25 protein-coding genes, 1 tRNA gene and 1 pseudogene are annotated in these 26,967 nt (G+C 48.0%); 22 read left to right on the forward strand and 5 right to left on the reverse strand.

Features of this window, described 5'->3' with window-relative positions; genetic code table 11:
• Window positions 1-173: 173 nt before the first annotated feature.
• The 6 genes from hpnD to apaG all read left to right on the forward strand — a co-directional run bounded on the left by hpnD (window position 174) and on the right by apaG (window position 5,233).
• The gene (hpnD, locus tag HMPREF2696_RS05670; protein WP_004520626.1) at window positions 174-1,022 is read left to right on the forward strand and encodes a presqualene diphosphate synthase HpnD; all 849 of its coding nucleotides are present in this window, start codon (window positions 174-176) and stop codon (window positions 1,020-1,022) included.
• Window positions 1,019-2,326, forward strand: a complete 1,308-nt coding sequence (hpnE, locus tag HMPREF2696_RS05675) for a hydroxysqualene dehydroxylase HpnE (RefSeq protein ID WP_070588061.1) — start codon at window positions 1,019-1,021, stop codon at window positions 2,324-2,326. Before hpnD ends, hpnE begins: the two co-directional genes overlap by 4 nt.
• Before the next feature lie 95 nt (window positions 2,327-2,421).
• A complete protein-coding gene (locus HMPREF2696_RS05680) occupies window positions 2,422-3,141 on the forward strand; it encodes an SDR family oxidoreductase (protein WP_003682583.1) in 720 nt (239 codons plus the stop codon).
• Window positions 3,142-3,328: 187 nt separating this feature from the next.
• Window positions 3,329-4,285, forward strand: coding sequence for a thiamine-phosphate kinase (thiL, locus tag HMPREF2696_RS05685; protein WP_004520628.1), 957 nt, complete (start codon window positions 3,329-3,331; stop codon window positions 4,283-4,285).
• On the forward strand, window positions 4,278-4,766 hold the full coding sequence (locus HMPREF2696_RS05690) for a phosphatidylglycerophosphatase A family protein (protein WP_039862448.1): 489 nt from the start codon (window positions 4,278-4,280) through the stop codon (window positions 4,764-4,766). Before thiL ends, HMPREF2696_RS05690 begins: the two co-directional genes overlap by 8 nt.
• A gap of 98 nt (window positions 4,767-4,864) precedes the next feature.
• Complete coding sequence (apaG, locus tag HMPREF2696_RS05695) at window positions 4,865-5,233, forward strand: Co2+/Mg2+ efflux protein ApaG (RefSeq protein WP_004520630.1); 369 nt, start codon at window positions 4,865-4,867, stop codon at window positions 5,231-5,233.
• Window positions 5,234-5,296: 63 nt separating this feature from the next.
• Here apaG and HMPREF2696_RS05700 read toward each other — a convergent pair whose 3' ends face one another.
• Complete coding sequence (locus HMPREF2696_RS05700) at window positions 5,297-5,593, reverse strand: DUF2288 domain-containing protein (RefSeq protein WP_004520632.1); 297 nt, start codon at window positions 5,591-5,593, stop codon at window positions 5,297-5,299.
• Window positions 5,594-5,863: 270 nt separating this feature from the next.
• Between HMPREF2696_RS05700 and HMPREF2696_RS05705 the strand changes: the two genes are divergently transcribed.
• From HMPREF2696_RS05705 to HMPREF2696_RS05720, 4 genes are all read left to right on the forward strand, one after another.
• A complete protein-coding gene (locus HMPREF2696_RS05705; RefSeq protein WP_004520633.1) occupies window positions 5,864-6,589 on the forward strand; it encodes a metal ABC transporter ATP-binding protein in 726 nt (241 codons plus the stop codon).
• Between the two features lie 76 nt (window positions 6,590-6,665).
• Entirely contained in the window at window positions 6,666-7,541 is an 876-nt protein-coding gene (locus HMPREF2696_RS05710) for a metal ABC transporter permease (protein WP_003685375.1), read from the forward strand.
• A 79-nt stretch (window positions 7,542-7,620) separates the two neighbouring features.
• Window positions 7,621-8,526 (forward strand): metal ABC transporter solute-binding protein, Zn/Mn family, encoded by a 906-nt coding sequence (locus tag HMPREF2696_RS05715; protein WP_049331107.1) that lies wholly within the window; start codon window positions 7,621-7,623, stop codon window positions 8,524-8,526.
• 265 nt (window positions 8,527-8,791) lie between these two features.
• Window positions 8,792-10,129: a sodium-dependent transporter gene (locus tag HMPREF2696_RS05720; protein ID WP_004520635.1), complete on the forward strand. Its 1,338-nt coding sequence runs from the start codon at window positions 8,792-8,794 to the stop codon at window positions 10,127-10,129.
• A 127-nt stretch (window positions 10,130-10,256) separates the two neighbouring features.
• Here the strand turns inward: HMPREF2696_RS05720 and HMPREF2696_RS05725 are convergent, their stop codons facing one another.
• The gene (locus HMPREF2696_RS05725; RefSeq protein ID WP_004520636.1) at window positions 10,257-12,233 is read right to left on the reverse strand and encodes a TonB-dependent copper receptor; all 1,977 of its coding nucleotides are present in this window, start codon (window positions 12,231-12,233) and stop codon (window positions 10,257-10,259) included.
• A 339-nt stretch (window positions 12,234-12,572) separates the two neighbouring features.
• Between HMPREF2696_RS05725 and HMPREF2696_RS05730 the strand changes: the two genes are divergently transcribed.
• Together HMPREF2696_RS05730 and HMPREF2696_RS05735 are read left to right on the forward strand one after the other, a co-directional pair.
• Window positions 12,573-13,346: a FadR/GntR family transcriptional regulator gene (locus HMPREF2696_RS05730; protein ID WP_004520637.1), complete on the forward strand. Its 774-nt coding sequence runs from the start codon at window positions 12,573-12,575 to the stop codon at window positions 13,344-13,346.
• A gap of 110 nt (window positions 13,347-13,456) precedes the next feature.
• Window positions 13,457-14,647, forward strand: coding sequence for an amino acid aminotransferase (locus HMPREF2696_RS05735; protein WP_004520638.1), 1,191 nt, complete (start codon window positions 13,457-13,459; stop codon window positions 14,645-14,647).
• A 94-nt stretch (window positions 14,648-14,741) separates the two neighbouring features.
• Here the strand turns inward: HMPREF2696_RS05735 and HMPREF2696_RS05740 are convergent.
• Window positions 14,742-14,817, reverse strand: a tRNA-Arg gene (locus tag HMPREF2696_RS05740).
• A 285-nt stretch (window positions 14,818-15,102) separates the two neighbouring features.
• Here HMPREF2696_RS05740 and HMPREF2696_RS05745 point away from each other — a divergent pair.
• On the forward strand, window positions 15,103-15,969 hold the full coding sequence (locus HMPREF2696_RS05745) for a c-type cytochrome (protein WP_070503767.1): 867 nt from the start codon (window positions 15,103-15,105) through the stop codon (window positions 15,967-15,969).
• A gap of 216 nt (window positions 15,970-16,185) precedes the next feature.
• Window positions 16,186-17,523 carry a phosphoglucosamine mutase gene (gene glmM, locus HMPREF2696_RS05750; RefSeq protein WP_004520640.1) on the forward strand — a complete coding sequence of 446 codons (1,338 nt, stop codon included), beginning with the start codon at window positions 16,186-16,188 and terminating at the stop codon, window positions 17,521-17,523.
• A 93-nt stretch (window positions 17,524-17,616) separates the two neighbouring features.
• Here glmM and lolA read toward each other — a convergent pair whose 3' ends face one another.
• On the reverse strand, window positions 17,617-18,237 hold the full coding sequence (lolA, locus tag HMPREF2696_RS05755) for an outer membrane lipoprotein periplasmic chaperone LolA (protein WP_004520641.1): 621 nt from the start codon (window positions 18,235-18,237) through the stop codon (window positions 17,617-17,619).
• A 289-nt stretch (window positions 18,238-18,526) separates the two neighbouring features.
• Here lolA and HMPREF2696_RS05760 point away from each other — a divergent pair, with 289 nt between their 5' ends.
• The 5 genes from HMPREF2696_RS05760 (at window position 18,527) to HMPREF2696_RS05780 (ending at window position 22,684) form a co-directional block, all read left to right on the forward strand.
• Window positions 18,527-19,357: a ferritin-like domain-containing protein gene (locus HMPREF2696_RS05760; RefSeq protein ID WP_070588063.1), complete on the forward strand. Its 831-nt coding sequence runs from the start codon at window positions 18,527-18,529 to the stop codon at window positions 19,355-19,357.
• A 15-nt stretch (window positions 19,358-19,372) separates the two neighbouring features.
• Window positions 19,373-20,317 (forward strand): cation diffusion facilitator family transporter, encoded by a 945-nt coding sequence (locus HMPREF2696_RS05765; RefSeq protein ID WP_070588065.1) that lies wholly within the window; start codon window positions 19,373-19,375, stop codon window positions 20,315-20,317.
• 11 nt (window positions 20,318-20,328) lie between these two features.
• A complete protein-coding gene (locus HMPREF2696_RS05770; protein WP_070588091.1) occupies window positions 20,329-20,652 on the forward strand; it encodes a hypothetical protein in 324 nt (107 codons plus the stop codon).
• A gap of 89 nt (window positions 20,653-20,741) precedes the next feature.
• A complete protein-coding gene (locus tag HMPREF2696_RS05775; RefSeq protein WP_070588067.1) occupies window positions 20,742-21,392 on the forward strand; it encodes an HAD family hydrolase in 651 nt (216 codons plus the stop codon).
• Between the two features lie 98 nt (window positions 21,393-21,490).
• Window positions 21,491-22,684, forward strand: coding sequence for an amino acid aminotransferase (locus tag HMPREF2696_RS05780; RefSeq protein ID WP_070588069.1), 1,194 nt, complete (start codon window positions 21,491-21,493; stop codon window positions 22,682-22,684).
• Between the two features lie 66 nt (window positions 22,685-22,750).
• On the opposite strand, the gene HMPREF2696_RS05785 is transcribed toward HMPREF2696_RS05780, so the two are convergent.
• Window positions 22,751-23,164 (reverse strand): YqaA family protein, encoded by a 414-nt coding sequence (locus tag HMPREF2696_RS05785; RefSeq protein ID WP_070588070.1) that lies wholly within the window; start codon window positions 23,162-23,164, stop codon window positions 22,751-22,753.
• 273 nt (window positions 23,165-23,437) lie between these two features.
• Here HMPREF2696_RS05785 and HMPREF2696_RS05790 point away from each other — a divergent pair, with 273 nt between their 5' ends.
• The 3 genes and pseudogenes from HMPREF2696_RS05790 to nhaC all read left to right on the forward strand — a co-directional run bounded on the left by HMPREF2696_RS05790 (window position 23,438) and on the right by nhaC (window position 26,936).
• On the forward strand, window positions 23,438-24,661 hold the full coding sequence (locus HMPREF2696_RS05790; RefSeq protein ID WP_070588072.1) for a sugar MFS transporter: 1,224 nt from the start codon (window positions 23,438-23,440) through the stop codon (window positions 24,659-24,661).
• A 92-nt stretch (window positions 24,662-24,753) separates the two neighbouring features.
• Window positions 24,754-25,376: pseudogene (locus tag HMPREF2696_RS05795) on the forward strand (esterase/lipase family protein).
• Between the two features lie 180 nt (window positions 25,377-25,556).
• The gene (gene nhaC, locus HMPREF2696_RS05800) at window positions 25,557-26,936 is read left to right on the forward strand and encodes a Na+/H+ antiporter NhaC (RefSeq protein ID WP_039862424.1); all 1,380 of its coding nucleotides are present in this window, start codon (window positions 25,557-25,559) and stop codon (window positions 26,934-26,936) included.
• Window positions 26,937-26,967 lie beyond the last annotated feature (31 nt).

The following is a 26,967-nucleotide window of genomic DNA, read 5'->3' on the forward strand; positions in this document are numbered from 1 at the left end:
GTGATGCTGCTGGTTTCGATCTTGGCAACGTAAGATATTAGGCCGTCTGAAAGATACTTAAGATTAGCTTTCAGACGGCCTTGTTGTAAGATGAATTTTTGATATTGGCGTACTTTTTTAAATACAGATAAAATCCCTGCTAATTATTTATAACGATATTTTTAGGATACACAGTGCTTGCTTTGGATTATTGTCATCAAAAGGTTGCCGAAAGCCATTCCAGTTTTTTATCCGGCTTTCGTTTTTTATCGGTAGAAAAACGGAATGCGATCACTGTTTTATACGCTTTTTGTCGCGAACTAGACGATGTAGTTGATAGCTGTACCGATCCAAATGTAGCTCAGATAACGTTGAACTGGTGGCGCAGTGATTTGGAGAAAGTGTTTAATAATGAGATGCCTGAGCATCCCGTTCATCAGGCTTTAAAAGATATTCGGGAAAATTTTGACTTGCCGAAGAATGAATTTGAGGCCTTGATTGATGGCATGCAGATGGATTTGGAGCAGGCTCGTTATGGTAGTTTTGATGAATTAAAGCTGTATTGTCACCGTGTTGCCGGAGTTGTGGGGCGTCTTATTGCGCGGATTTTAGGTTTTTCCAATCTGAAAACTTTGGAATATGCGGACAAAATGGGCTTGGCTTTGCAGTTGACGAACATTATTCGTGATGTGGGCGAAGATGCGCGACAAGGAAGAATTTATCTGCCGATAGAGGAAATGCAGAAGTTTGACGTACCTGCCAACGTAATTATGCAGTGCAAACCGACAGAAAATTTTGCACAATTGATGCAGTTTCAAGTGAATAGGGCGCGTGAAACTTATCGTGAAGCGATGTTGCTTTTGCCGGCTGAGGATAAGAAATCACAAAAAGTCGGCCTGATTATGGCGGCTATTTATTATGCGTTGTTGAATGAAATTGACCGTGATGGTGCGCAAAATGTGTTGACTTATAAAATTGCGATTCCTTCTCCCCGTAAAAAACGTATTGCTTTGAAAACTTGGCTGTTTGGATTTAAACCATGAAGACTAAGCGTCCAAAAATTGCTGTAATTGGTGCCGGTTGGGCAGGTTTGTCTGCGGCGGTTTCCCTGATTCATCGAGCCGATATTTCTTTGTTTGAGGCTGGGAGACAGGCTGGCGGTAGGGCGCGTAGCATAGCTGGGAAAGATGGTGGATTCAGCTTTTTGGATAATGGGCAGCATATCTTGTTGGGTGCGTATCATGGTGTTCAAACTTTGATGCAACATATCGGCGTTCAACCTGAATCAGCCTTTTTACGCCAGCCTTTGCGATGGTACATTCATGAGGGATTGCAGTTTCAGACGGCCTCTCTGCCTGCGCCTTGGCATTTGCTTGTCGGTATCCTGCGTGCTAAAAATCTTTCTTTTTCATTGAAAATCAAATTGCTGTCGGATATGTCGGCATTGCAACGTTGGGCTGATCATCATAAAACCGATTTGACGGTTGCAAAGTGGTTGAGAACACGAAATGTTCCGCGCAGCCTGCTTGGGCAATTTTGGCAACCTTTGGTTTGGGGTGCTTTAAATACGCCGTTAGAACAGGCATCGTTGCGCATTTTATGTAATGTATTGAATGATGGCGTGTGGTCTGAAAAGGCGAACAGCGATTATCTTTTGCCTAAGCAGGATTTAGGGCGGATCGTAGCCGAACCGGCTTTGGATTTTCTGCACAAGCATGGTGCAGAAATACATCTTGAAACTCGTATTTCCCATTTAAACCATCATATCGATGGCCGAGTTGAAATCAATGGCGAAGTATTTGATGCGGTTGTTTTGGCTATTGCACCATATCATGTTGACGCACTTCTGCCTGAAGATACGCCTGACTATATTCAGACGGCCTATCAATCGTTGCATTACCATGCGATTACTACGGTTTATTTGCGTTATGCACAAGCAGTCAAACTACCTGCGCCTTTAACGGGATTTTTTGATGGTGCGGCGCAATGGGTGTTACATCGGGGGGCGTTGGGTTTGCCGGATAATGAAGTCGCGGTCGTCATCAGCGTTTCCGATTACACCGAGGCACGGAAGGATAAAGATTTAGCCGAGAAAATTCATGCGGACATTAAGCGGATTTGTTCGGATTTGGGTACGCCTGAAGCCGTACGCATTATTACTGAAAAACGCGCGACTACGGCGGCAACGGTTGATTTTGTACAACCTGATTTCTCATGGTTGCATCATCGCCGTATTTATCCAGCCGGCGACTATCTCCATCCGCGTTATCCGGCAACATTGGAAGCTGCGGTTCAGTCGGGCTTTGCTGCGGCTGAAAAACTTATGCTGGATTTGCGGGTTGAATAAACTGAGGCCGTCTGAATGTTCAGACGGCCTTTTTGACTTTACAAAACTTACCAAGCCGATACAATATCCAAAACCATAAAGTTCAAGGAAAAGTCATGACGACATTAGCGAACAAAACCATCTTGATTACCGGCGCATCCCAAGGCTTGGGCGAGCAGGTTGCCAAAGCCTATGCGGCTGCCGGAGCGACTGTCATTTTGGTGGCGCGTCATCAAAAGCGTTTGGAAAAAGTATATGATGCCATTGTGGCTGCGGGCAGCCCTGAGCCGTTTGCCATCTGCTTTGATTTGATGAGCGCGGAGGAGAAAGAGTTTAAGCAATTTGCGGAGACTATTGATGAAGCGACCGGCGGAAAATTGGATGGCGTGGTACATTGTGCCAGCTATTTCTATGCCTTGTCGCCATTGGATTTTCAAACCGTATCGGAATGGGTCAACCAATACCGTATCAACACCGTTGCGCCTATGGGTTTGACCCGTGCGCTGTTCCCATTGTTGAAGCAATCCGAAGATGCTTCTGTGATTTTTGTCGGCGAAAGCCACGGCGAAAAACCGCAAGCCTATTGGGGCGGTTTCGGTGCCTCCAAAGCTGCGCTCAATTATTTGTGTAAAGTGGCCGCGGACGAGTGGGAACGTTTTGACAACCTGCGTGCCAATGTTTTGGTGCCGGGCGCCATCAATTCGCCGCAACGTATTAAATCGCATCCGGGCGAATCGAAAAGCGAACGTAAAAACTACGAAGATGTCCTGCCGCAATTTATTTGGTGGGCAAGTCAAGAGAGCAGGGGGCGGACAGGCGAAATCGTCTATCTGTAAATCTACCTGCTCAGAGTGGTTTGAGAACATGAGGCCGTCTGAAATCTATATTTTCAGACGGCCTTTAACTTATTGAGTTTTATATCTAAATAATGTTGAAGTGTAATGTTTGACGTTTTAGCAGGCAAACATCAGGCTGGCACAAAATTAGATATAGTAATCTAAGTTATAGTTGTATTGGATAAATATGACGGAATTTGACTTTATCAGACAATATTTGCAGCGACAAAAATCGGAAGGTTTGATTTTGGGCATAGGGGACGATGCCGCTATTATTCGCCCAAGTAACGGATTTGATTTATGTTTTAGCGCTGATATGTTGGTTAAGGGCAGACATTTTTTTGAAGATGTTTCACCTGAAGATTTGGCATGGAAAATGCTTGCAGTAAACTTATCCGATATGGCCGCTATGGGTGCCAAACCTCGTTGGGTGTTGCTCAGTGCTGCGCTGCCTGAATTGAATCAAGACTGGCTCAAACGTTTTTGCGATAGCTTTTTTGCTTTGGCCGCGCGTTTTGATACGGTGTTGATTGGTGGCGATACCACCAAAGGCGATTTGGTCTTTAATGTAACAATAGTAGGTGAAGTTCCGACAGGGAATGCCCTGCGGCGTGATGCGGCCGAAGTCGGCGACGATATTTGGGTATCGGGTCGGTTGGGTTTGGCTGCCGCTGCTTTGAACAAACATCTGGGGCATTATCAATTACCGTCTGAAATCATGGCAGTTTGCGATGATAAATTGCTCCGTCCGGAACCGCGCGTTTCATTGGGGCAGGCATTGTTGCCGTTTGCCCATGCCGCGCAAGATGTTTCAGACGGCCTGGCTCAAGATGTGGGGCATATTTTAAAAGCCTCTGCTGTCGGGGCGGAAATATTTGCCGATTGTGTGCCGTCGTTGCCTGAATTGAAAAACGTTTTGTCGCGCGAACAATGGTTGTCGGCGGTATTAGCCGGCGGCGATGATTACGAACTGATTTTTACTGCTGCTCCAGAAGATAGGGAACGCGTTTATCAGGTAGCGGAACAAAGTGGCGTACCGGTCGCCCGAATTGGTAAAATGACTGACTCAGGCCGTCTGAATATTTTGGATGCCGAAGGCGGCGTATTGGAACTGACTTCTTTAGGATTTGATCATTTTGGCTGAACGTAAACCTACTTTTTCTTGGCTGTTGCACAAACCATTGTGTTTTTTAGGATTCGGTTTTGGCAGCGGCTTGTCGCCGGTTGCTCCGGGTACGGCCGGAACGCTGGCAGCATTACCTCTGGCTTTTGTATTGTGCCTGTTGGGCATAGACGGCTGGATATTGCTTTTATTGTGTATCGCCTTGTTCTTCTGGGGTATCCGCATTTGCGGTTATACCGAGAGGGAGCTGGGTATTCAGGATTACGGCGGTATCGTCTGGGATGAAATTGTCGCGATGCTGTTGGTGCTGTCGCTGATTCCGTTTAAATGGAGCTGGTGGCTGGCGGCTTTTGTTATTTTCCGCTTGTTTGATGCGTTGAAACCATGGCCGATAAAATGGTTTGACCAATGGATTCATGGAGGTTTAGGCATTATGCTTGATGATTTGATTGCGGCTGTGATGACCTTGATGGTCTTGGGCCTGTTTTATTGGATCGCGTGATGCGTTTTAAGTGTTTCGACCCTTTGCAAAAATAGGGCGGGCACGCCGGAATTATCCGGATATTGAAATAAAATAAATACCATACGGGGTAAACAATTATGAATGAAATCGAGATTAACGTGGAGCCGCGTTATATGGCCGGTCAGAGCGACGTCTATCGCGACCGTTACGCCTTCAATTATCTGATCACCATCTGCAACCGCAGTGATAAAATCATTACTTTGCGTCAGCGTTTTTGGGAAATCACCGACGGACACGGTGAGACAGAGCAGGTCGGTCATGTTGGCCTGATTGAAGAGCAACCTGTTTTGTACCCGGGCGAAGCCTATGAGTACAACAGCGGTTCGCAAATCAGCACGCCTTGGGGCAGTATCGAAGGCGCGTATGAGTTTGAAGACAGCATCGGCAAACGTTTCGTTATCGGGGTGCCGAAGCTTGAATTCAAAGCAGGCTTTACTTTGCAATAGGTCGTCTGAAAAATAAAACCGGAACATGGGAAATGTTCCGGTTTTATTTTTCAGACGACCTTATCAGTCTTTGCAAGGCTGTACCAATACCCACGGCGCTACGACAACCGCCCACATTTCCTGCTTATCCGCTAAAAATGTGCGTGCCATATCATCGCTGATGGCACCGAATTTGCCTTGTTCCATCCATTGTTTCAATGGCGCGGCTTCATCTTCGGCAACATGACGGGCGACGGCAATCAAATCCAAATCGGGCGCAACATAGACGGCGGCACCGCGTGCGAAGTGGGGTTGCAGCTCTTCCCATGAAATGCGGGCGGTTTCGGTATTGAGTTTTTCGTTTAAGAGTGGAATAGACATAGGACAATCATCAAATAAAAAACGGATTGTAACCGATATTCGGCCTTTTGCCCGATGCCGTCTGAAAACGAAAGAAATTTACAGGGTTAACGTTATACAGTATCATTTTAATGTTTTAATTTTCTTTCAGACGGCCTGTTGTCCGTATTTGGACAAGGGCGGTTTTAGGCTTATGAATTCTGTATTGTTGACCGGATTGCTGCAAAGGCTGCTGATTGCGCTTGTCGCATTGGCGGCGTTGTGGGCTGTATATTTTTGGGCGGTATCGCCATGAGTATCGTAGTGGAAAATTTGACGGTCAGCTATCAGCGCATGCCGGTGGTGCATCATGTCGATATGGTGTTTGAAGATGGGAAGATGTGGACGATTTTCGGACCGAACGGCGCGGGTAAATCGACCCTGCTCAAAGCCATTATGGGCTTGCAGAAGACGGACACGGGCAGCGTGCGCTATGAAAATATGGCGCGCAAGGATATTGCCTATCTGCCGCAGCAGTCGGATATTGACCGCAGCCAGCCGATGACGGTGTTTGAACTGGCGGCGATGGGGCTGTGGTATGAAATCGGCTTTTTCGGACGCGTGAACGCGGCGCAGAAAAAGCGCGTGATGGCGGCTTTGGAACGCGTGGAAATGCAGGATTTTGCTACACGCCAAATCGCGCACTTGTCCAATGGTCAGTTCCAACGCGTATTGTTTGCACGGATGCTGGTGCAGGATGCCAAATTTTTGTTGCTGGATGAGCCGTTTAATGCGGTGGACGCGCGGACGACTTATGCGCTGTTGGAAGTTTTGCGCCAGTGCCATCAGGACGGTCAGGCAGTGATTGCCGTGTTGCATGATTACGAGCAGGTGAGGGCATATTTTGCCAACACGCTGCTTTTGGCGCGTGAAAAAGTGACTGCTGGCGCGACGGAAAATGTGTTGACCGATGAGTTTTTGGCACAGGCAAACCGAATGATGCAGAAACAGGAAGCGGCCGATTGGTGCGCGGTTTAATGGACAAGGCCGTCTGAAAGTAAGTATTTTTCAGACGGCCTCAGGCTTTCAGAGATTAATAAAAAAGCGATAAAACATGGATTTATATGATTTGGTCGTCGCGCCGTTCGCCGAATTTGACTTTATGCGCTATGCTTTGGCATCAATTTTCTGCTTGGCATTGAGCGCGGCGCCTGTCGGTGTGTTTTTGGTGATGCGCCGCATGAGTTTGGTGGGCGATGCCTTGAGTCATGCGGTTTTGCCCGGTGCGGCCATTGGCTATATGTTTGCCGGCTTGAGTTTGCCTGCAATGAGCGTCGGCGGTTTTGCAGCCGGTTTGCTGATGGCTTTACTGGCAGGTTTGGTCAGCCGGTTTACTTCATTGAAAGAAGACGCGAACTTTGCCGCATTTTATTTGAGCAGCCTCGCCATCGGCGTGGTTTTGGTCAGCAAAAACGGCAGCAGCGTCGATTTGCTGCATTTGTTGTTTGGCTCGGTGTTGGCGGTCGATATTCCGGCTTTGCAGCTGATTGCTGTTTCTGCGAGCGTCACTATTTTGCTGATGGCGGTCATGTTCCGTCCGCTGGTGTTGGAAAGCATAGACCCTTTGTTCCTCAAAGCTGTCGGTGGTAAGGGCGGCTTTTGGCATGTGTTGTTTTTAGTGTTGGTCGTGATGAATCTGGTTGCCGGTTTTCAGGCATTGGGTACGCTGATGTCGGTCGGTTTGATGATGTTGCCGGCGATTACCGCCAGACTGTGGGCGAAAAGCATGGGTTGGCTGATGATTTTGTCTGTCGCATTGGCTTTGCTTTGCGGCTTGGCAGGACTGTTGTTTTCCTACCATATCGAAATTCCGTCCGGCCCGGCGATTATTTTATGCTGCGGCACGCTTTACCTGATTTCCGTCGTGTTCGGTTGGGAGGGCGGCATTTTGGCAAAATGGCTGCGCCGCAAGAAACACCGCACGGCATGATTTTTCAGACGGCCGCTTGAATAATCAGGCGGTCTGTTTTATGATGATGTTAATGTTACGTTATATCACTGGAGAGAATATGAAACATTGGAAACTCGGCATCGTTGCCGCATTATTGACCGGTGCAGCTTATGCCGCTCCGCTGCCTGTTGTCACCAGCTTCAGCATTTTGGGCGACGTGGCCAAACAGATTGGTGGCGACCGTGTGGCCGTTCAAAGCTTGGTGGGCCCCAACCAAGACAGCCATGCCTACCACATGACCAGTGGCGACATCAAAAAAATCCGCAGTGCCAAATTGGTATTGCTTAACGGTTTGGGCTTGGAAGCCGCCGATGTACAGCGTGCAGTCAAACAGAGTAAAGTTCCTTTCGCCGAAGCAACCAAAGGCATTCAGGCTTTGAAAGCAGAAGAGGGTGGACATCATCATGACCACGATCACGAAGGCCATCATCACGATCACGGCGAGTTTGATCCGCACGTTTGGACCGACCCCGTCCTGATGGGTACTTATGCGCAAAACGTTGCCAATGCTTTGATTCAAGCCGACCCTGAAGGCAAAACCTACTATCAGCAACGTTTGGGCAACTATCAAATGCAGCTAAAAAAACTGCACAGCGATGCGCAGGCTGCCTTTAATGCCGTACCTGCCGCCAAGCGAAAAGTCTTGACCGGACACGACGCGTTCTCTTACATGGGCAAACGCTACAATATTGAATTTATCGCCCCTCAAGGCGTGAGCAGCGAAGCCGAGCCGTCTGCCAAACAAGTGGCTTCTATTATCCGCCAAATCAAACGCGAGGGCATTAAAGCCGTCTTTACTGAAAACATCAAAGACACGCGCATGATTGACCGTATTGCCAAAGAAACCGGCGTTAATGTCAGCGGACGTTTGTATTCCGATGCATTGGGTGGTGCACCGGCCAATAGCTACATCGGCATGTACCGCTACAATGTCAAAGTTATGACCGATGCCATGAAAAAATAAAGCGGCTTAAAGATAAAGGCCGTCTGAAACTTGGAAACAAGGTTTCAGACGGCCTTTTATATGCTTATTTTAAAATAAACCGTCAAATTTAGAATATAAAAATAAAATTTATGCTATTAGAAGTTTAATTATCAAAAATTCATGCTAATTTGCTTGGCAAGTACGCACCATCCGTGCGAATTGCTTATCGGCTGTCTGCCGGCCACTCACGGCTTGACTTCGCCCTGTTACAATTCGGCATCTTCACGTTTCTTAATATTACATCATGAGCAACCATTCATCTTGGTCATCCAAAATCGGCTTTGTGCTTGCTGCGGCAGGCTCGGCCATCGGTTTGGGTGCAATTTGGAAATTCCCTTATACAGCCGGTACAAACGGCGGCGCCGTATTCTTCCTTTTGTTTTTGATTTTTACTATTTTGGTGGCTTTGCCGGTTCAATTGGCCGAGTTTTACATCGGTCGTACAGGCGGTAAAAACGCCATCGATTCTTTCAAAGCATTGCGTCCGGGTTCGCAGTGGCCGTGGGTTGGCCGCATGGGCGTGGCAGCGTGTTTTATTTTGCTGTCGTTTTACAGCGTGGTCGGCGGCTGGGTATTGAACTACGTCGTGCACAGCTTTACCGGCGAAATTCATGCCGGCGCAGACTTTGAAGCCTTGTTCGGCAAAACGATTTCTTCGCCGTTTGGTTCGCTGTTTTACCAAGGCTTGTTCATGCTGATTACCATTTGGGTGGTTAAAGGCGGCGTTTCAGACGGCATTGAAAAGGCAAACCGCGTGTTGATGCCGGGTTTGTTTATCCTTTTTATCGCGCTGGCTATCCGTTCGCTGACCTTGCCCGGCGCAATGGAGGGCGTGGCATTCTTGTTGAAACCGGATTGGTCGTATTTGAAACCGGGTACGATGCTGACTGCTTTGGGTCAGGCATTTTTTGCGTTGAGTATTGGCGTGTCCGCGATGATTACCTATGCCTCGTATTTGGGTAAGGATCAGGATATGTTCCGCTCCGGCCATATGATTATGTGGATGAACCTGTTTGTGTCGCTGCTGGCCGGTTTGGTGATTTTCCCTGCGGTATTTGCCTTCGGTTTTGAACCCGGCCAAGGCCCTGGTTTGATTTTTGTCGTGTTGCCTGCGGTCTTCATGAAAATGCCGATGGGTACGTATTTGTTTGCCGTGTTTATGCTGTTGGTTGTCTTTGCGACGCTGACTTCCGCGTTTTCCATGCTGGAAACCGTTATCGCGGCAACCATCCGCCAAGACGAGAAAAAGCGCAGCAGCCACGCTTGGGTAACCGGTATTGCGATTTTCATAGTTGGTATTCCTTCGGCGCTGTCATTTGGCGTTTGGGGCGATTTTAAGATTTTCGGAAAAACTATTTTTGATTTGTGGGACTTCATTATTTCTGCCGTCATCATGCCGATTGGCGCATTGAGCGTTGCCGTGTTTACATCATGGGTTCAGGACAAACAGTCTGTCCTGCGTGATGCGGGCATGGGCAGCACCATTCCGAAACAGCTGCTTTACCTGTGGTTGGGTGCGCTTCGCTATCTTGCGCCGATTGCGATTATTGTCGTGTTCATCAACTCTTTGGGTTTGATTTAATCCGATAGAGAGCAAACAGTCCGGCGTTGCATTGTTTCGCCGGACTGTTTGTTTAAAAACATCATTAAAAATATTAAGGCCGTCTGAAAATTTTTCAGACGGCCTTTTTATATACGCATGAGGCTGATTAGAACTTCGCTTGCAGTCTCAGCCATGCAGTACGGCCGGGTTCGTTCACGCGCATGGTTTGTGTACCGGCAGACGGGTCGCCGCCGCGGCTGACGAATTCAGCATAGTTTTTGTTGAACACGTTGTCCACGCCACCTTGTAATGTGGCGTATTTGCTGAATTTCCAACCAGCGTTGAGCGAGAGTACGCCAAAGCCCGAAGAAGCGCCGATGTCTTGGCCGACGATATTGCCTTGGCCTTTGCTGTAACGGTTTTGTTTGGCCACGACGCGCCATAATGCGCCCGCACTGAATTTGCCGTTGTCAAAGGCGAGGGTGTTGTTCCACTCGAGCGGTGGCGTTTGTGCCAAAGGTTTGCCGTCGGTACGGTTTTTGCCGTGGGTGTAGGCGAGGCTGGTGCCGACTTCCCAGTTAGGCGCAAATGTCCATTTGACTTCGGCTTCGCCGCCAAAGCGTGAAGCGTTGATGTTGCGCACGTTGAAAATCTTGTCTTTGCTCTCCATCATGATGAAGTCTTTGATGTCGCTGCCGAATACGGATACGGATGCGTGGAGATTAGGACGTTTCCAGATTACGCCTGCATCGATTTGGCGGTTTTGCTCTGCGCGGATGGCTTTGTTTTCAGAGTGCAGGCGTTCCCAGTAGTCAGGCGCGCGTTCGGCAATGCCGAATCCGGCATAGTATTTCAGACCGTTGTCCGTATTTCTTTCCCAACGCAGGAAGCCTGAGTTCAAATTGAATTTCTGATGTTTCAAAACGGGGTCGGTAACACGCGCGGTATCGTAATGCGCTTTGACTTGGTCATGGCGAAAACCTGCTACCCAGCGTTGATTGTCGGTTTGTTGCCAAGAGGCTTCGGTGAAAATACCCCATTGTTTGAAACTTTGGTTGGGCATGTAAGGCTTGTGGCTGTAGCCGTCGCCGCCACGCTCATGACGCGCGACGTGGACGTCGTCCAAATAATCCAAACCGGTTTGCAGGTTGAGTTTGTCCCAATCGAAAGTGGCTTTCAGACGGCCTGTATCGGTATTGCGTTTAGGGTTGTTGGCATTTTTAATCTGCTTGCCGGCAGGATTGTAGATGGTACGCAGGCTGTATGTGTCCATCACGTGGTCGATTTCGCTTTTACCGTAGCGCAGTTCCAACTCGCTGAACCATGGTGTGAGGTTGCGTTGGGTAAAACGGATATTCCACGCATCACGGTCGAATTTGCTGCCGTCCATCATGCGGTCGGCGTAGGCAACCTTGGCTCTGCTGCGCTCGTATGTGCCGGCAATGGTGGTGTTTTCTGTCGGAGTAACACCCAGTTGCAACATTTGGCTGTCGCGTTTGAAGTGGGAGTGAATGCGGTTGCCGTCGCCGTCTTTGTAATCGTCGGCTTCGTTATGGGAGATATTGGTACGGACATAGCCGTATTTGCCGCCGAACTCGGCTTCCAGCGAGCCGTCAAGGCGGTCGTTGCTGCCTGCTGTCAGGGTGGCGTTAATATTGTAAGGTTTCTCAGTGAAATCAGGATCTGTACGGATAAATTGCACTGAGCCGCTGACCAAACCCATGCCTTGGGTAACGGTTTGCGGGCCTTTAGTAACCACGACTTTATCAAATGAATTGGGGTGGATATAGGCAGTCGGCGGGTCCATGCGCATACCGCAACCGCCATAAATAAACTGATCGTCGGCATTGACGGAGAGGCGCGAGCCGCCCAAACCACGGAACAGCGGATCGCCCGAGCTACCTCCTTTACGGATGATGCTCATGTTGGGCACGGATTGTAAAAGGTCTGCCCCGTCTCCGGCAGGGAGGGGTTGCAAAGCAGCTTTGGGGTTGAAAGTAACGCGGTTGGCTTTTTGTTGTTGTGTGCCGGTGACGGTGACAGGGGAAAGGGTAACCGTTTCTTCAGGTGTAGGATCGGTATCTGCCCATGTTTGGGATACGGCTAAGGTAATGGGTAAGATAAGTAATGGTGGGTATTTCATATTGTTTCTCTCTATTATTAGGAATAATGTTAACTAATACCTAAGTATTATACATAAAGTCTAGTTAAATAGAAGCAGCGGGATTTTAATCTAAATCAATATTTTCAGATTTTGGGCGCATAGGTTGTTTATTAAGATTGGTCATACCAAAATATTGATTTGAAGGCATTGGTGAGGTTACTTGATAAAAATGAATGTGTTTGAATTAAACTGCTTGCGATGGGAAGAATGGCATTCCTTGACGAAAAAATAGGGGATTGATTAGAATGAGCGGCCAATTGGTCAATCCAATTTATGGCCGTTTGAATACAACTGTCCTTCAATCATCAGGAATACAACATGACGAAATTGGTTCGTCCGCAAAAAATCAGCGATCAGGTTTTAGCCGTTTTGGAAGAACGTATCGCGACCGGCATTTATGAAGAAGGCAGTAAATTGCCTCCCGAACGTACGCTTGCGGAAGAATTCGGCGTATCGCGTCCGTCAGTCAGGGTGGCATTGAATATCTTGATTGCCAAGCAGGTTTTGGAAGCGCGGCAGGGCGATGGCTATTATGTTTCCGTCAAGCCGCAGCAGGATTTTTTGCAAAGCTGGCAGGAGTTGCTCGGCAAACATACCAATTGGGAAACAGACGTATTCGATTTCAGTTGTCACGTTGAAGGCTGTATGGCGGCGCTGGCCGCCGAAAGACGGACTGACGCCGATTTGAAACGTATTGACTTCTGGCAGCAGAAGTTTGAAACGGCCTGTGAAAGCGGAAATTTGGAACATCAAGCCGAGGCAGACGTCAGTTTCCATCAAACTATTGCTGATGCCGCACACAATATCCTGTTCAGCCACCTTTCCAGCAGCCTGCTCAAAATGCTTTATCAGCAAACACGCAGCGGCATTATCTATATCCATCAAACCGAAGACCCGCGCCCGACGCTAATTGCCCAGCACCGCGCTATTTTTGAAGCCATTGCCCAGGCCAAACCGGCTGAGGCGGCGGAAGCGGCCAAACTGCATTTGAATTATGTCGCCCGCCGCATTTTGCAGGACAGGGAATATCAAAGCCGCAGCGAGCATGCGGATGTATTGGCACAAAACGATTTGAAACGAGTAGATTGGTAGCGTTTAAAAATAATCAGGCCGTCTGAATTTTTCAGACGGCCTGATTTTGCAAATAAGGCCTTTTAGTGCCACAATCTTCATTAATTCTGTCTGAAAACAAAGGAAGCACCATGTACCGTCATGTCGAGTATTATCCGGGCGACCCGATTTTGAGTTTGGTTGAAACCTTCAAACGCGACGAGCGTCCTGAAAAAGTCAATTTGAGCATAGGCATTTATTTTGATGACGAAGGCAAAATGCCGGTTTTGGAATCTGTCCGCCGGGCAGAAGCAGAGCGTGCGGCCGTACCGCGCCCCTCTCCTTATCTGCCGATGGAAGGTTTGGATACTTATCGGAGTGCCGTTCAGCGTTTGTTGTTTGGCAAGGATAATCCGGCATTGGCAGAAGGTCGCGTTGCGACCGTACAGACTTTAGGCGGCTCGGGGGCGTTGAAAGTCGGTGCCGACTTTTTGCGCCGTTGGTTCCCTGATGCAAAAGCCTATGTCAGCGATCCGACTTGGGACAACCATAAAGGCATTTTTGAAGGCGCAGGTTTTGAAGTGGGGACGTATCCTTATTACAACCCTGAAACCGTCGGCGTGAAATTTGAAGAAATGACTGCGTTTTTCAAAACATTGCCGGAAAACAGCGTCTTGATTTTGCATCCATGCTGTCAAAACCCGACCGGCGTAGATATGTCGAAAGCGCAATGGGATGAAGTGTTGGATATTATCAAAACGCACAAGCTGATTCCGTTTATGGATATTGCCTATCAAGGTTTCGGCGAAGATTTAGACAGCGATGCGTATGCAATTCGCAAAGCCGTCGAAATGGGTCTGCCTTTGTTTGTCAGCAACTCTTTCTCGAAAAACCTGTCGCTGTACGGCGAGCGCGTCGGTGGTTTGAGCGTAGTGTGTCCCAATAAGGAAGAAGCAGAGCTGGTGTTCGGACAGTTGAAATTTACCGTCCGCCGCATTTATTCCAGTCCTGCCGCGCATGGCGCATACATCGCTTCTGATGTGATGAACAGCGATGAGCTACGCGCTTTGTGGGAAAACGAGGTTTACGCCATGCGCGACCGCATCCGTGCCATGCGTCAGAAACTTTATGATGTTTTGACGGCCAAAATCCCCAATCGTGATTTCAGCTATTTCATCAAACAGCGCGGTATGTTCAGCTATACAGGCCTAACCGTAGAGCAGGTACACCGCCTGCGTGACGAGTTTGCCGTTTACCTGCTGGATTCGGGTAGGATGTGTGTGGCAGGATTGAATGCATCGAATATCGATTATGTGGCCGAAGCATTTGCCAAAGTGTTGTAATAGCCGTTCAATCTGAAATTGAATGTAGTTTTATTTGAAGTAAATCAAAAGGCCGTCTGAAAAATTTTCATCTTTCAGACGGCCTATTTATAATTGGCGCACCCAACAGGGATCGAACCTGTGACCTCCAGCTTCGGAAACTGACACTCTTCCAACTGAGCTATGGGTGCGAAAGCCGTAAGGTTAACGCATATTGGCTTTATTGGCAAAGTTTATCTTGAAAGTGTCTGAAAGTGGCATTGGCGGTCACTTTTTTGCATAGCTGGAATAATCAATTAACTACAAAGGCTTAGCAGAATTTAGATGGCCTTTTGAGGATTTTTGCGTATCTTTTTCTCAAGATGGATTGGAAAGCCTTTGCGAATTCAGTATAATCCAGCAAAATATTGTTAACTGCGTTTAACACATAAACTATAACTTACAGCACAACCTAACCTAACGGCGAGGCCTACCAAATGAAACAACTCCGCGACCACAAAGCCCAAGGCTCTGCATTGTTCACCCTTGTGAGCGGTATCGTTATTGTCATTGCAGTGATTTACTTCCTGATCAAACTGGCGGGAAGCGGTTCATTCGGCGATGTTGCCGAAACAACCGAAGCTGCGACTCAAACCCGTATCCAGCCAGTCGGCCAACTGAAATTGGGCGATGGTATTCCAGTCGGCGAGCGTCAAGGCGATCAGATTTTCAACAAAATCTGTATTCAATGTCACGCGGCAGACAGCATCGTTCCTAACGCGCCTAAATTTGAAAACAAAGGCGATTGGGCGCCTCGCATTGCACAAGGTTTCGATACCTTGTTCCAACACGCTCTGAATGGTTTCAACGCAATGCCTGCCAAAGGCGGTGCGGCTGATTTGACCGATCAAGAATTGAAACGCGCCATTACTTATATGGCCAACAAAGCCGGCGGTACTTTCCCTGATCCTGATGCCGCAGCTCCTGCCGATGCAGCCGCTTCCGGTGAAGCCGCTTCAGCTCCGGCGGCTGAAGGTGCAGCTCCTGCAGAAGCCCCTAAAGCAGATGTGGCCAAAGCAGATGACAAAGGTGCGGCAGCTCCAGCAGCCGGTGGCGCAGACGGCAAAAAAGTTTACGAAGCCAACTGCCAAGCATGTCACGGCGGTGCAGTTCCAGGTGTTCCTCATGTAGGTAAAAAAGAAGACTGGGCTCCTCGTATCAAACAAGGTAAAGACACCCTGCACAAACACGCACTCGAAGGCTTTAACGCAATGCCTGCCAAAGGCGGTAACGGCAGCCTGAGCGATGATGAAGTGAAAGCTGCAGTTGATTACATGGCTAATCAGTCTGGTGCTAAATTCTAAGATTTGATTTTGAATCTCGAATAGGAAGCGCATTCTGCAAAAGGATGCGCTTTTTTCGTGCAGGAAATCTGGATCTTGCTATAATACTGAAGTAGTAAATTATTCTCATGATCAAGGGTCGTCTGAAAGATTCAGACGGCCTTCGAATACAATCAAGATTCTTTTAAAGAAGTTCAACCATATTCACATACGACAAAACAATCACGGAGTTATCTCATGGCAAAAAAATATTTCGGTACTGACGGTGTGCGCGGCGAAGTCGGTCAGTTTCCTATCAATCCTGATTTTGTCCTGAAATTAGGCTATGCGGCAGGTCAGGTTTTGGTGCAGCACGAAGGCGAAATCAAACCAACCGTCTTGATCGGTAAAGACACGCGTATTTCAGGCTATATGCTGGAAGCCGCGCTGATTGCCGGCTTTACTGCTGCCGGTGTCAACGTTATTCAAACCGGCCCTCTGCCAACCCCGGGCGTAGCGTATCTGACCCGTGCTTTGCGTTTGTCTGCCGGTGTGATGATTTCTGCGTCCCATAACGTTTATTCTGACAACGGCATTAAATTCTTTGCCGAAGGCGGTGTGAAGTTGAGCGATGAAATCGAATTGGAAATCGAAGCCAAAATCGATGAGGAAATGAAAACACAGCCATCCAGCCGTTTAGGCCGTGCGCGCCGGATTAATGGTGCGGATGACCGCTATATCGAGTTCTGTAAATCCACTTTCCCAAGCCATTTGGACTTGCGCGGTCTGAAATTGGTGGTCGATACCGCCAATGGTGCGGGCTATGCAGTTGCGCCTAAAGTATTCCACGAATTGGGTGCGCAAGTAGTAAGCATCGGTGATGAGCCAAACGGCTACAACATCAATGAGAAATGTGGTGCGACCCATCCGAAAGCTTTGCAAGCGGCTGTGTTGCAAAATGAAGCCGATTACGGCATTGCCTTGGATGGCGATGGCGACCGTTTGATGATGGTTGACCGCAATGGCAAAGTGTATGACGGCGACAGCTTGATTTATGTGATTGCCAAAGCACGCGCGCACGAAGGCGTGGAGATCGGCGGCGTGGTGGGTACGGTAATGACCAATATGGCGATGGAAGTTGCTTTGAAAGAGCAGGGCGTTGATTTCTGCCGCGCCAAAGTGGGCGACCGCTATGTGTTGGAACAGCTCCACCAACGCGGTTGGCTGATTGGCGGCGAAGCCAGCGGTCATATTTTGTGTATGGACAAACACAATACCGGTGACGGCATCATTTCCGCGCTGCAAGTTTTGGCCGCATTGCAAACCTTGAATCAAGACCTTGCCACCGTTTGCGCCGATTGGCAGCCGTATCCGCAAACCATGATCAACGTCCGCATCAAAAAAGGCCAAAACTGGCAGGACGCTTCCAAAGAGGCTTTGGCTGAAGTGGAAAAAGAACTCGAAGGCAAAGGCCGCGTGGTCTTGCGCGCATCCGGTACCGAGCCTGTCGTGCGCGTGATGGTGGAAGCCAAGCAGGCAGACTGGGCGAAAAAAGGCGCAGAAAAAATTGCCGCGGCCATTCAAGGTCAAAAGTAACAGTGTGTTTGATTTTGAATTGAACTAAATAAAAGGCCGTCTGTTATAAAAGGCCGTCTGTTGTTCAGACGGCCTTTGTGTTTCATTAGAAGCTTAGTTGCTCAAGACATCAACGCCTTTAGGAGGGGTAAATTTGAACATACCGCTGGAAAGGTTAGGCTTGGTGTTCAAACCGCTGAAGCTGATGCTGGTTTGGTTGCCGAAGCTGTCTTTCAGCTGCATGGCGGCGAGGTTGTCGCCTTTGAAGCCGATGCGGATGTATTGATAGCCGGCGTTGTTTTTCTTAGGTGTAGCCAAAACGTAGTCGATACCGTTGGCAGAACCGTCTTCTTTCAGCGTGTAGCTGCTGTCCAATGCCGTTTTGTTGGAGAGGATGGCGGCAGGGCTGTCGCCGATGGTTTGGTCTTGTGAGGACTTGGTTACTTGTGCCAAATCTACGTCATAGAGCCAAATGGTTTTGCCGTCGCCGACGATGGTTTGTTTGTAGGGTTTGGTGTACTCCCATTTGAACAAGCCAGGGCGCAGGATTTTGAATGTACCGTGTGTGGTTTGGGTTTTCTTTTTGCTGTGAACGGTTTGGCTGAAGTTGCCGCTGATACCGTCGGCGTCATTATTGAATTTTTTCAGGGCGTCCACTGCGTCGGCTTGTGCAAAGCCGATAGCTGAAGAAAGCAGCGCGGCAGCGGTCAGGGTGAACAGTCGGGTAGTTTTCATGTTTTGGTTCCTTGTTCGGAGAGATGGGTTCAGTATAGACGTTATGGTGTAACAGGCAAGGGGCTGAATGGAGGGTTTAATTTGTGTAAATATGAAAAATCCAATCAAGTGACTGAAATAATTTCATTTCTTCAGACGGCCTGCATTTGGTTTTGACGTTTTTTTAATGAAGCACACGATGGTTTGGTGTGGTATTTAATGTCATTTTACGGAAAGCGTGAAATTATAGTCTTTCTGTTTGCTTTTTAAAACGGTTATAATATTTATCTTTTTAAAACAATGGTTTTGTATGTATCTGAATCCTTATCCTTTATTGGAACAGGCTTTGCTGTCGGACAATCCGGATGAAAAGGGAAGGTTGACGCAGGTCTTGTTTGCGCATTTGGGCGAGGCGGAAGGTTTGACGGTTGATGAGTCGAAACCCGTGGATTGCCGTTTTGCCGGTCATCCGTTACGTCCGTGTTTGGTTGCGCCTTCGGAAGTTACGCCGCGCAAGATGAATACGGTCGAAGGCTATGCGGCCATGTTGCATGCGATTGCGCACATTGAATTTAATGCGATTAATCTGGCTTTGGATGCGGCGTATCGTTTTCGCAATATGCCGTTTCAGTTTGTACGCGATTGGGTAAGGGTGGCGAAAGAAGAAGTGTTTCACTTCGGCTTGATGCGTGGCCGTCTGAACAGCTTGGGCTACGATTACGGCGATTTTGAAGCGCACGGGCATTTGTGGGATATGGCGTATAAAACTGCTTACGATCCCTTATTGCGCATGGCTTTGGTGCCGCGGGTGTTGGAAGCGCGCGGTTTGGATGTCACGCCGGGTATTCGTGCAAAAGTGGCGCAGCGTGGCGATGTAGAAACCTGCGATGTGTTGGATATTATTTATCGCGATGAGGTGGGACACGTCGCCATCGGCAATCATTGGTATCAGCATCTTTGCCGTGAGCGCGGTTTGGAACCGGTTGCCTTGTTCCGCAGCCTGATTGCGCGTTACGATATGTTTATCTTCCGCGGCTACGTCAATATCGAAGCACGGGAACGCGCAGGATTCAGCCGTTTTGAGCTGGATATGTTGGAAGATTTTGAGAAAAGTTTGAAACAGGATAAAAAGGCCGTCTGAAACGGTAAAATCATTATGGCACATCATCACGATCATTCGCACGCGCACACGCATACCGCCAATAAGCAGGTATTGCGCATTTCATTTTTCGTCATTGCCGGATTTATGCTGGTTGAGGCGGTCGGCGGCTGGCTGACCAACTCTTTGGCCCTGCTTTCCGATGCGGGGCATATGTTCAGCGATGCGTTTTCGTTGGGCGTGGCATTGTGGGCATTCAAACTCGGCGAGAAACAGACCACGCTGCAAAAGACATTTGGGTATAAGCGTTTTGAAATTTTGACGGCGATGTTTAACGGATTGTCGCTGGTGTTGATTGCGGCAATGATTTTTTATGAAGCAGTCAAACGATTGTTTTATCCGCCGGAAATTTTGACGGGCGGCATGTTGGTGGTCAGTATCATCGGATTATTGGTCAACATCGGTGTCGCCGTTTATATGTTGAAAAATGGCGATACTGAAGAAAACGTCAATATGCGCGGCGCGTACCTGCATGTAATCAGCGATTTATTCGGCTCGATAGGGGCGATTGTCGCAGCGGTATTGATGATGGCGTATGGCTGGCAATGGGCGGATACGGTTGCCAGTGTATTGGTGGCGGTTTTGGTAGGGCGCAGCGGCTGGAAGCTGTTTAAACAGACTTTGCACATTTTGATGGAAGGCGCGCCGGAAAACATCCATACCGATGAGTTGCTCAGCGTTATCCGCAATACGGAGGGCGTAAAATCTGTTCACGACTTGCATGTTTGGACGATTACCAGCAATATCCACGTTTTGTCCTGCCATATTGTTGTCGATGGCAGTATGACGGTTGCAGAGTCCGAACAAATCGTCTATCGCATCGAACATGAATTGGCGCATCACAACATCGGGCATTGCACGATTCAGATTGAAAGCGAACAGCATCCGCATAAAGATGAAGTTTTGTGTTCGCAAGAAATGCACGAACATCATAATGAATAATGAGGAAAAAAATGGATAAGAAACAATTAGAGGCAGATTTTCATCATGCCATGTTAGAAATTTATGATTTGGCAAAGAAATTACCGACACCTTATAGGGCTACGCGGTTTAAGCAAATGGTAGATGAGATGGGTGGTAAGGCTGCAGCCGATAAATTACTGGCTTCGCCAGATATTAGCCAAGGATTGCATGATCTATACTTATACGGCCAAGAAAAAGGATTAAAAATCAGCATGGAGTATTTAATTCTCCAAGAACGATGGTCACCGTTGTTTACAGAAGAACAGAAAAGCATTGCACGTAAAAAATTAAAGCAATGCGGTTTGGATGTTTAAAAATTCATCATCACCATTAACCATATTCAGGCCGTCTGAAACTTGTTAGATTGTTCAGACGGCCTTCTAAAATCATCAAAGGAACACTTGTGACCCAAGCCGTATTATTCGACCTTGACGGCACGCTTGCCGATACCGCACTTGATTTGGGTGGCGCGCTCAATACGGTATTGCACCGACACGGTTTGCCTGAAAAAAGCATGGATGAAATCCGTCCGCAGGCCAGCCACGGTGCAAGCGGTTTGCTCAAGCTTGGCTCAGGCATTACGCCCGACCATCCGGACTATATGCAATGGCGCAAAGAGTTTTTGGACGAATACAGCCGCTGCTATGCCGACCAAACCATCTTGTTCGACGGCGTAAACGAAATGTTGGAAGCCTTAGTTCAACGCGGTATCCAATGGGGCATTATCACCAACAAGCCCATGCGTTTTACCGATGTCCTCGTGCCTAAGCTCGGGTTTACCGTGCCTCCTGCCGTCATTGTCAGTGGCGATACTTGCGATGAACCCAAGCCCAGCGTGAAGCCTATGTTTTATGCGTGCGAACAGATTGGCGTTGAGGCGCAGCGATGTTTTTATGTCGGCGATGCAGAGCGCGATATGCAGGCAGGCAAAAATGCAGGCATGACAACCGTGCTTGCCGATTGGGGCTATATTTCTGCCGAAGACCAAACCGAAAACTGGCTCGCCGATTTCCGTATTGCCACGCCTTTGGATTTGTTGGCAATCTTGCGTTAAAACCCTGTAATAATCCGTTTTCAGACGGCCTGAAACGGCGTAAAATTACATAAATTTGTATTTTTTCAACCGTTTTACTACTTGTAAAGAGAAAAATCATGTTCTTCAAGCATATCGAAGCTGCTCCTGCTGATCCGATTTTAGGTTTGGGCGAGGCGTTTAAAGCCGAAACCCGTCCGGAGAAAGTCAATCTCGGTATCGGCGTGTACAAAGATGCATCCGGCGCGACGCCTATTGTCAAAGCCGTCAAAGAGGCTGAAAAACGCCTGTTGGAAAGCGAGACAACTAAAAATTACCTGACCATCGACGGCGTTGCCGATTACAACGAGCAAACCCAAATCCTGTTATTTGGTAAAGACCACGAAATCATTGCCAGCCGTCGCGCCAAAACAGCGCAAAGCCTTGGCGGTACAGGTGCATTGCGCATTGCGGCCGAGTTTGCCAAACGTCAGTTGAACGCGCAAACCATCTGGATTTCCAATCCGACTTGGCCAAACCACAACGCCATCGCCAAAGCGGTCGGTATCCAAGATAAACCTTATCGCTACTATGATGCCGCCAAACACGGTTTGGATTGGGACGGCATGATTGAAGACTTGAGCCAAGCGCAAAAAGGCGACATCGTCCTGCTGCACGGCTGCTGCCACAACCCTACCGGCATCGACCCTACGCCCGAACAATGGGAAACTTTAGCAAAACTTTCTGCCGAAAAAGGCTGGTTGCCATTGTTTGATTTTGCTTATCAAGGCTTTGGCAATGGCTTGGAAGAAGATGCCTACGGCTTGCGCGTGTTCTTGAAACACAATACAGAATTGCTGATTGCCAGCTCTTATTCCAAAAACTTCGGTATGTACAACGAGCGCGTCGGAGCGTTCACTTTGGTGGCCGAAGATGAAGAAACAGCAGCCCGCGCCCACAGCCAAGTCAAAACCATCATCCGTACCTTGTATTCCAACCCGGCTTCACACGGCGCGAACACCATTGCGCTGGTGTTGAAAAATGATGATTTGAAAGCACAATGGATTGCCGAACTCGATGAAATGCGCGGCCGCATCAAAGCCATGCGCCAAAAATTTGTCGAGTTGCTCAAAGCTAAAGGCGCAACTCAAGACTTTGATTTCATTATTGAACAAAACGGTATGTTCTCCTTTAGCGGTCTGACTCCCGAACAAGTCGACCGTTTGAAAAATGAGTTTGCCATTTATGCCGTCCGCTCCGGCCGCATTAATGTTGCAGGCATTACTGATGATAATATCGACTACCTGTGCGAAAGCATTGTGAAAGTCTTGTAACTGTCGAATTAAAGGCAAAAGGCCGTCTGAATCATTCAGACGGCCTTTATTTTTGGTTGTCGAAGCTTATCCGGCAACTGTGTTCATTCCCCAATAAATCATGGCATAGCGCAGCAGTTTGCCTGTAATCAGAATGATGGCGCAATGCAAAGCATTGAGCCTGAGCCAGCCTGCGGCAAGGGGAAGGGCATCGCCGATAATCGGCAACCATGCAAACAACAGCGGCCAAATTCCCCATCTTTGTATACGCGCCAATACTTTTCCAGACGGCCTTTTCTTGGACGGAAACATTCTGCCCATGTAATACGAAACCATACTGCCCAAGCCATTCGCCAAACCGGCACACAAACATGCGCCGAGGGCATGTTGCGGATATTGGTACACAAATGCGGCGTATGCCGCCTCGGATGTACCCGGAAGTAGTGTGGCTGAAGTGAAGGCAGAAGCAATCAGGGCAAGGTAAGCGTAAAGAAGGGGCATGTTTTGAGTTACATCAAGTGATATTGTAAAAAAGAAATAATAGGTTTAATAAGAGGATTATGCCTTTATTTTTTAATCTATTAAAAGATAAATCCAATATTATTAAATTTTTTAAAATTAAACGGCTGAAGGATAATGTAGTCGGCTGTTAGAAAATAGTTTTCAAAGTGACGGATTATCAGTATGATACGGGCGGCTGTTAATGGGTGTTAAGTTTAATGAACTGCTTCAAGCTCATTTTTTAGCGAGTCTTAACAAAACGAAAGGCAAATTATGTCCGCGCATTCACAACAAAATCATACTCCTGCGCTGGTCGTTCTGACCACACTCTTCTTCATGATGGGTTTCATTACCTGCATGAACGATATTTTGATTCCGCACCTGAAAGATATTTTCGAACTGACTTATGTTCAGGCGATGCTGATTCAATTCTGTTTCTTTACCGCTTACGCGATTATGTCGATCCCTATGGGTTATTTGGTCGGCAAAATCGGCTATAAAAACGGTGTAATCGGCGGTTTCGTATTGACTGCCATCGGCTGTCTGTTGTTCTATCCTGCCGCCGGCAGCCATTCTTATCCTACTTTCTTGGGTGCGCTGTTCATTTTGGCTTCAGGTGTAACGCTGTTGCAAGTGGCGGGTAACCCTTATGTGACTTTGCTGTCCAAACCAGGTAAAGAATCTGCAACACTGACTTTGGTTCAGGCATTCAACTCTTTGGGTACGACCATTGCTCCGCAAATCGGCGCATTCCTGATTTTGGCTGATGCAACACAAACTGTCAGCAAAGCCGAGCAAATTTCTTCCGTTCAAATTCCGTATTTAGGGTTGGCCGGTTTACTGATTATTTTGGCTGTGTTTGTCAAAATGATTCGTTTGCCTGATGCGCGTAAAATTGCCGAAGAAGAGAGCGAACATAACCATGATGGCAAACACAGTGTTTGGCAATACCGTCATTTGGTTTTTGGTGCGGCCGGTATTTTCTGTTATGTTGGTGCAGAAGTATCTATCGGTTCTTTGTTGGTCAACGTGTTGGGTTACCTGAAAGGTATGGACCACTCCTCTGCTGCAAAATATCTGTCATTCTACTGGGGCGGCGCGATGGTTGGTCGCTTCTTAGGCTCTGCCATCATGGCGAAAATTGCGCCTAACCGCTATTTGGCATTCAATGCTACCGCTGCTGTTGCCCTGTTGGGCGTTGCTATGTTGGCAGGTAAAGCCAGTGCAGATGTTGCGATGTGGGCATTGTTGGCCATCGGCTTCTTCAATTCCATCATGTTCCCAACGATTTTCTCTTTGGCAACCAAAGGTCTGGGTCGATTTACCAGCAGCGCTTCCGGCGTATTGTGTACTGCGATTGTAGGCGGTGCGATTGTGCCTGTGGTACAAGGTTGGGCTGCGGATACTTACGGCCTGATGATTTCTTTCGTTGTATCAGCGATTTGTTACGTATACATCGTCTTCTTTGCTATAAAAGGCTACAAAGCTGACGAATGATTCATCATGATAAAAGGCCGTCTGAAACCTTATGGGATTTCAGACGGCCTTTTTACTTTGTGGCATAATGATTTAAATGACAGGAGAAAAAAATGGCCAAAATCATTTTGCTGCATGGCTTGCACATGCATTCATGGGTAATGAAACCGCTGGCATATTTGCTGGAACAAGAAGGTTTTGAAGTTGCGCTGTTCGATTATTACAGTGTTTTACATTCGATGAACCGACATGTCGAAGATTTGGCGCGATGGATTGATGAGAACCATGCTGATGAAATGCTGCACTTTGTCGGCCATAGTTTGGGCGGGTTGGTCTTACGCAATTTTGCGGCGGCATATCCGGATAAAGTCAGCGGCCGTATCGTTACCATGGGTACGCCGCACCAAGGCAGCCGTGCCGCGCAACGTGTGTTCAATATGGGTTTGCAAAAGCCGGTATTGGGCGGCTCGTATAAAGGTGCATTGGACGGCAGTATGCCTGAATTGCCCGAAGGTGTTGAGTTGGGCAGTATTGCCGGCAATAAACCGTAGGGCTGGGCCGTGTTTTAGGTTTGCATGGCGAACATGATGGTACGGTTTTGGTCAGCGAAACGTATTGTCCGAATATGCGTGATCATGTCGTTTTGCCTGTCAGCCATAGCGGTATGTTGTTTAACCGTAAAACGGTCGAGCAAGTGGTGGCATTTTTGCATGATGGACGTTTTAAAAAGCAATAAAATTTCATTTATTCTAATTTAAAAGTATTTAATGTTAATAATTTAATATATTTTAAAGAAAGTGTCGCAGTTTTACTGGAGCTGTTTTTATAAAATAACAGGCAGGCCGTCTGAGAATCGGGTTTCAGACGGCCTGTTATGCTAAAATCTGTTAAGTACTTATTTAAAAGGCAAAGAACAATGTTTGCTTTCAAATCCTTACTTAATATGCCGCGCTTTGAGGCCATTGCGGTGGCCTTAGCTTTGGTGGCAGCAATGGGTTATACGATTATTTCGCTTGAATGGCTGCCGCATATGTCGATTGTGACGGCGATCGTGGTCTTGCTTTTGTACGGTTTGATGCGTGGCTTGAAATATCAAGACATGCAAAACGGTATGATCGGCGCGGTCGGGCAGGGCATGGGCGCGATTTATCTGTTTTTCTTTATCGGCCTGATGGTCAGCGCGCTGATGATGAGTGGTGCGATTCCGACGCTGATGTATTACGGTTTCGGATTGATTTCGCCGACTTATTTTTATTTCTCGGCGTTTGCGCTTTGCTCGGTCATCGGTATTTCCATCGGCAGTAGTTTGACGACTTGTGCAACTGTCGGCGTGGCATTTATGGGTATGGCGGCTGCGTTTCATGCCGATATGGCGATGACGGCAGGTGCGATTGTGTCGGGTGCGTTCTTTGGCGATAAAATGTCGCCGCTTTCCGATACGACCGGTATTTCCGCTTCGATTGTCGGCATTGATTTGTTCGAACACATCAAAAACATGATGTACACCACTGTGCCTGCGTGGTTGATCAGTGCAGCATTGATGTTGTGGCTCTTGCCTAATGTTGCCGCGCATGATATGAACAGCGTCGAAGCTTTCCGCGCGCAATTGGAAGCAACCGGTTTGGTGCATGCCTATTCGCTGATTCCGTTTGCCTTGCTGGTTGTCCTCGCCCTGATGCGCGTCAATGCCATTGTGGCCATGTTGTTTACCGTTGTGGTGGCGCTGATTGTGACTTACTTCCATAGTACGCCTGATTTGAAACAGCTGGGCGCGTGGTTTTACGGCGGATACAAACTCGAAGGCGAAGCATTTAAAGACATTGCCCGTTTGATTTCTCGCGGCGGCTTGGAAAGCATGTTCTTTACGCAAACTATTGTGATACTCGGCATGAGCTTGGGCGGCCTGTTGTTTAGCATCGGTGTGATTCCGTCTTTGTTGGAGGCCATTCGTGCGTTCCTGACCAATGCCGGACGCGCTACTTTCAGCGTGGCCATGACATCGGTTGGTGTTAACTTCCTGATTGGCGAGCAATATTTGAGTATTCTGCTTTCCGGCGAAACCTTTAAGCCGGTTTATGACAAGCTTGGTCTGCATTCGCGCAACCTTGCCCGTACGCTTGAAGATGCGGGTACTGTCATCAACCCGTTGGTGCCTTGGAGCGTCTGCGGCGTATTTATCAGCCATGCCTTGGGTGTGCCCGTTTGGGAATATCTGCCTTACGCCTTCTTCTGCTACTTGAGCTTGGCTCTGACGCTGGTGTTTGGCTGGACAGGACTGACTTTGAGTAAGAAGTAAACAGCATTTAAAATAGCAATGCTTTTATAAA

This window comes from Neisseria sp. HMSC058F07, assembly GCF_001810035.1.
Classification (GTDB): domain Bacteria; phylum Pseudomonadota; class Gammaproteobacteria; order Burkholderiales; family Neisseriaceae; genus Neisseria; species Neisseria perflava.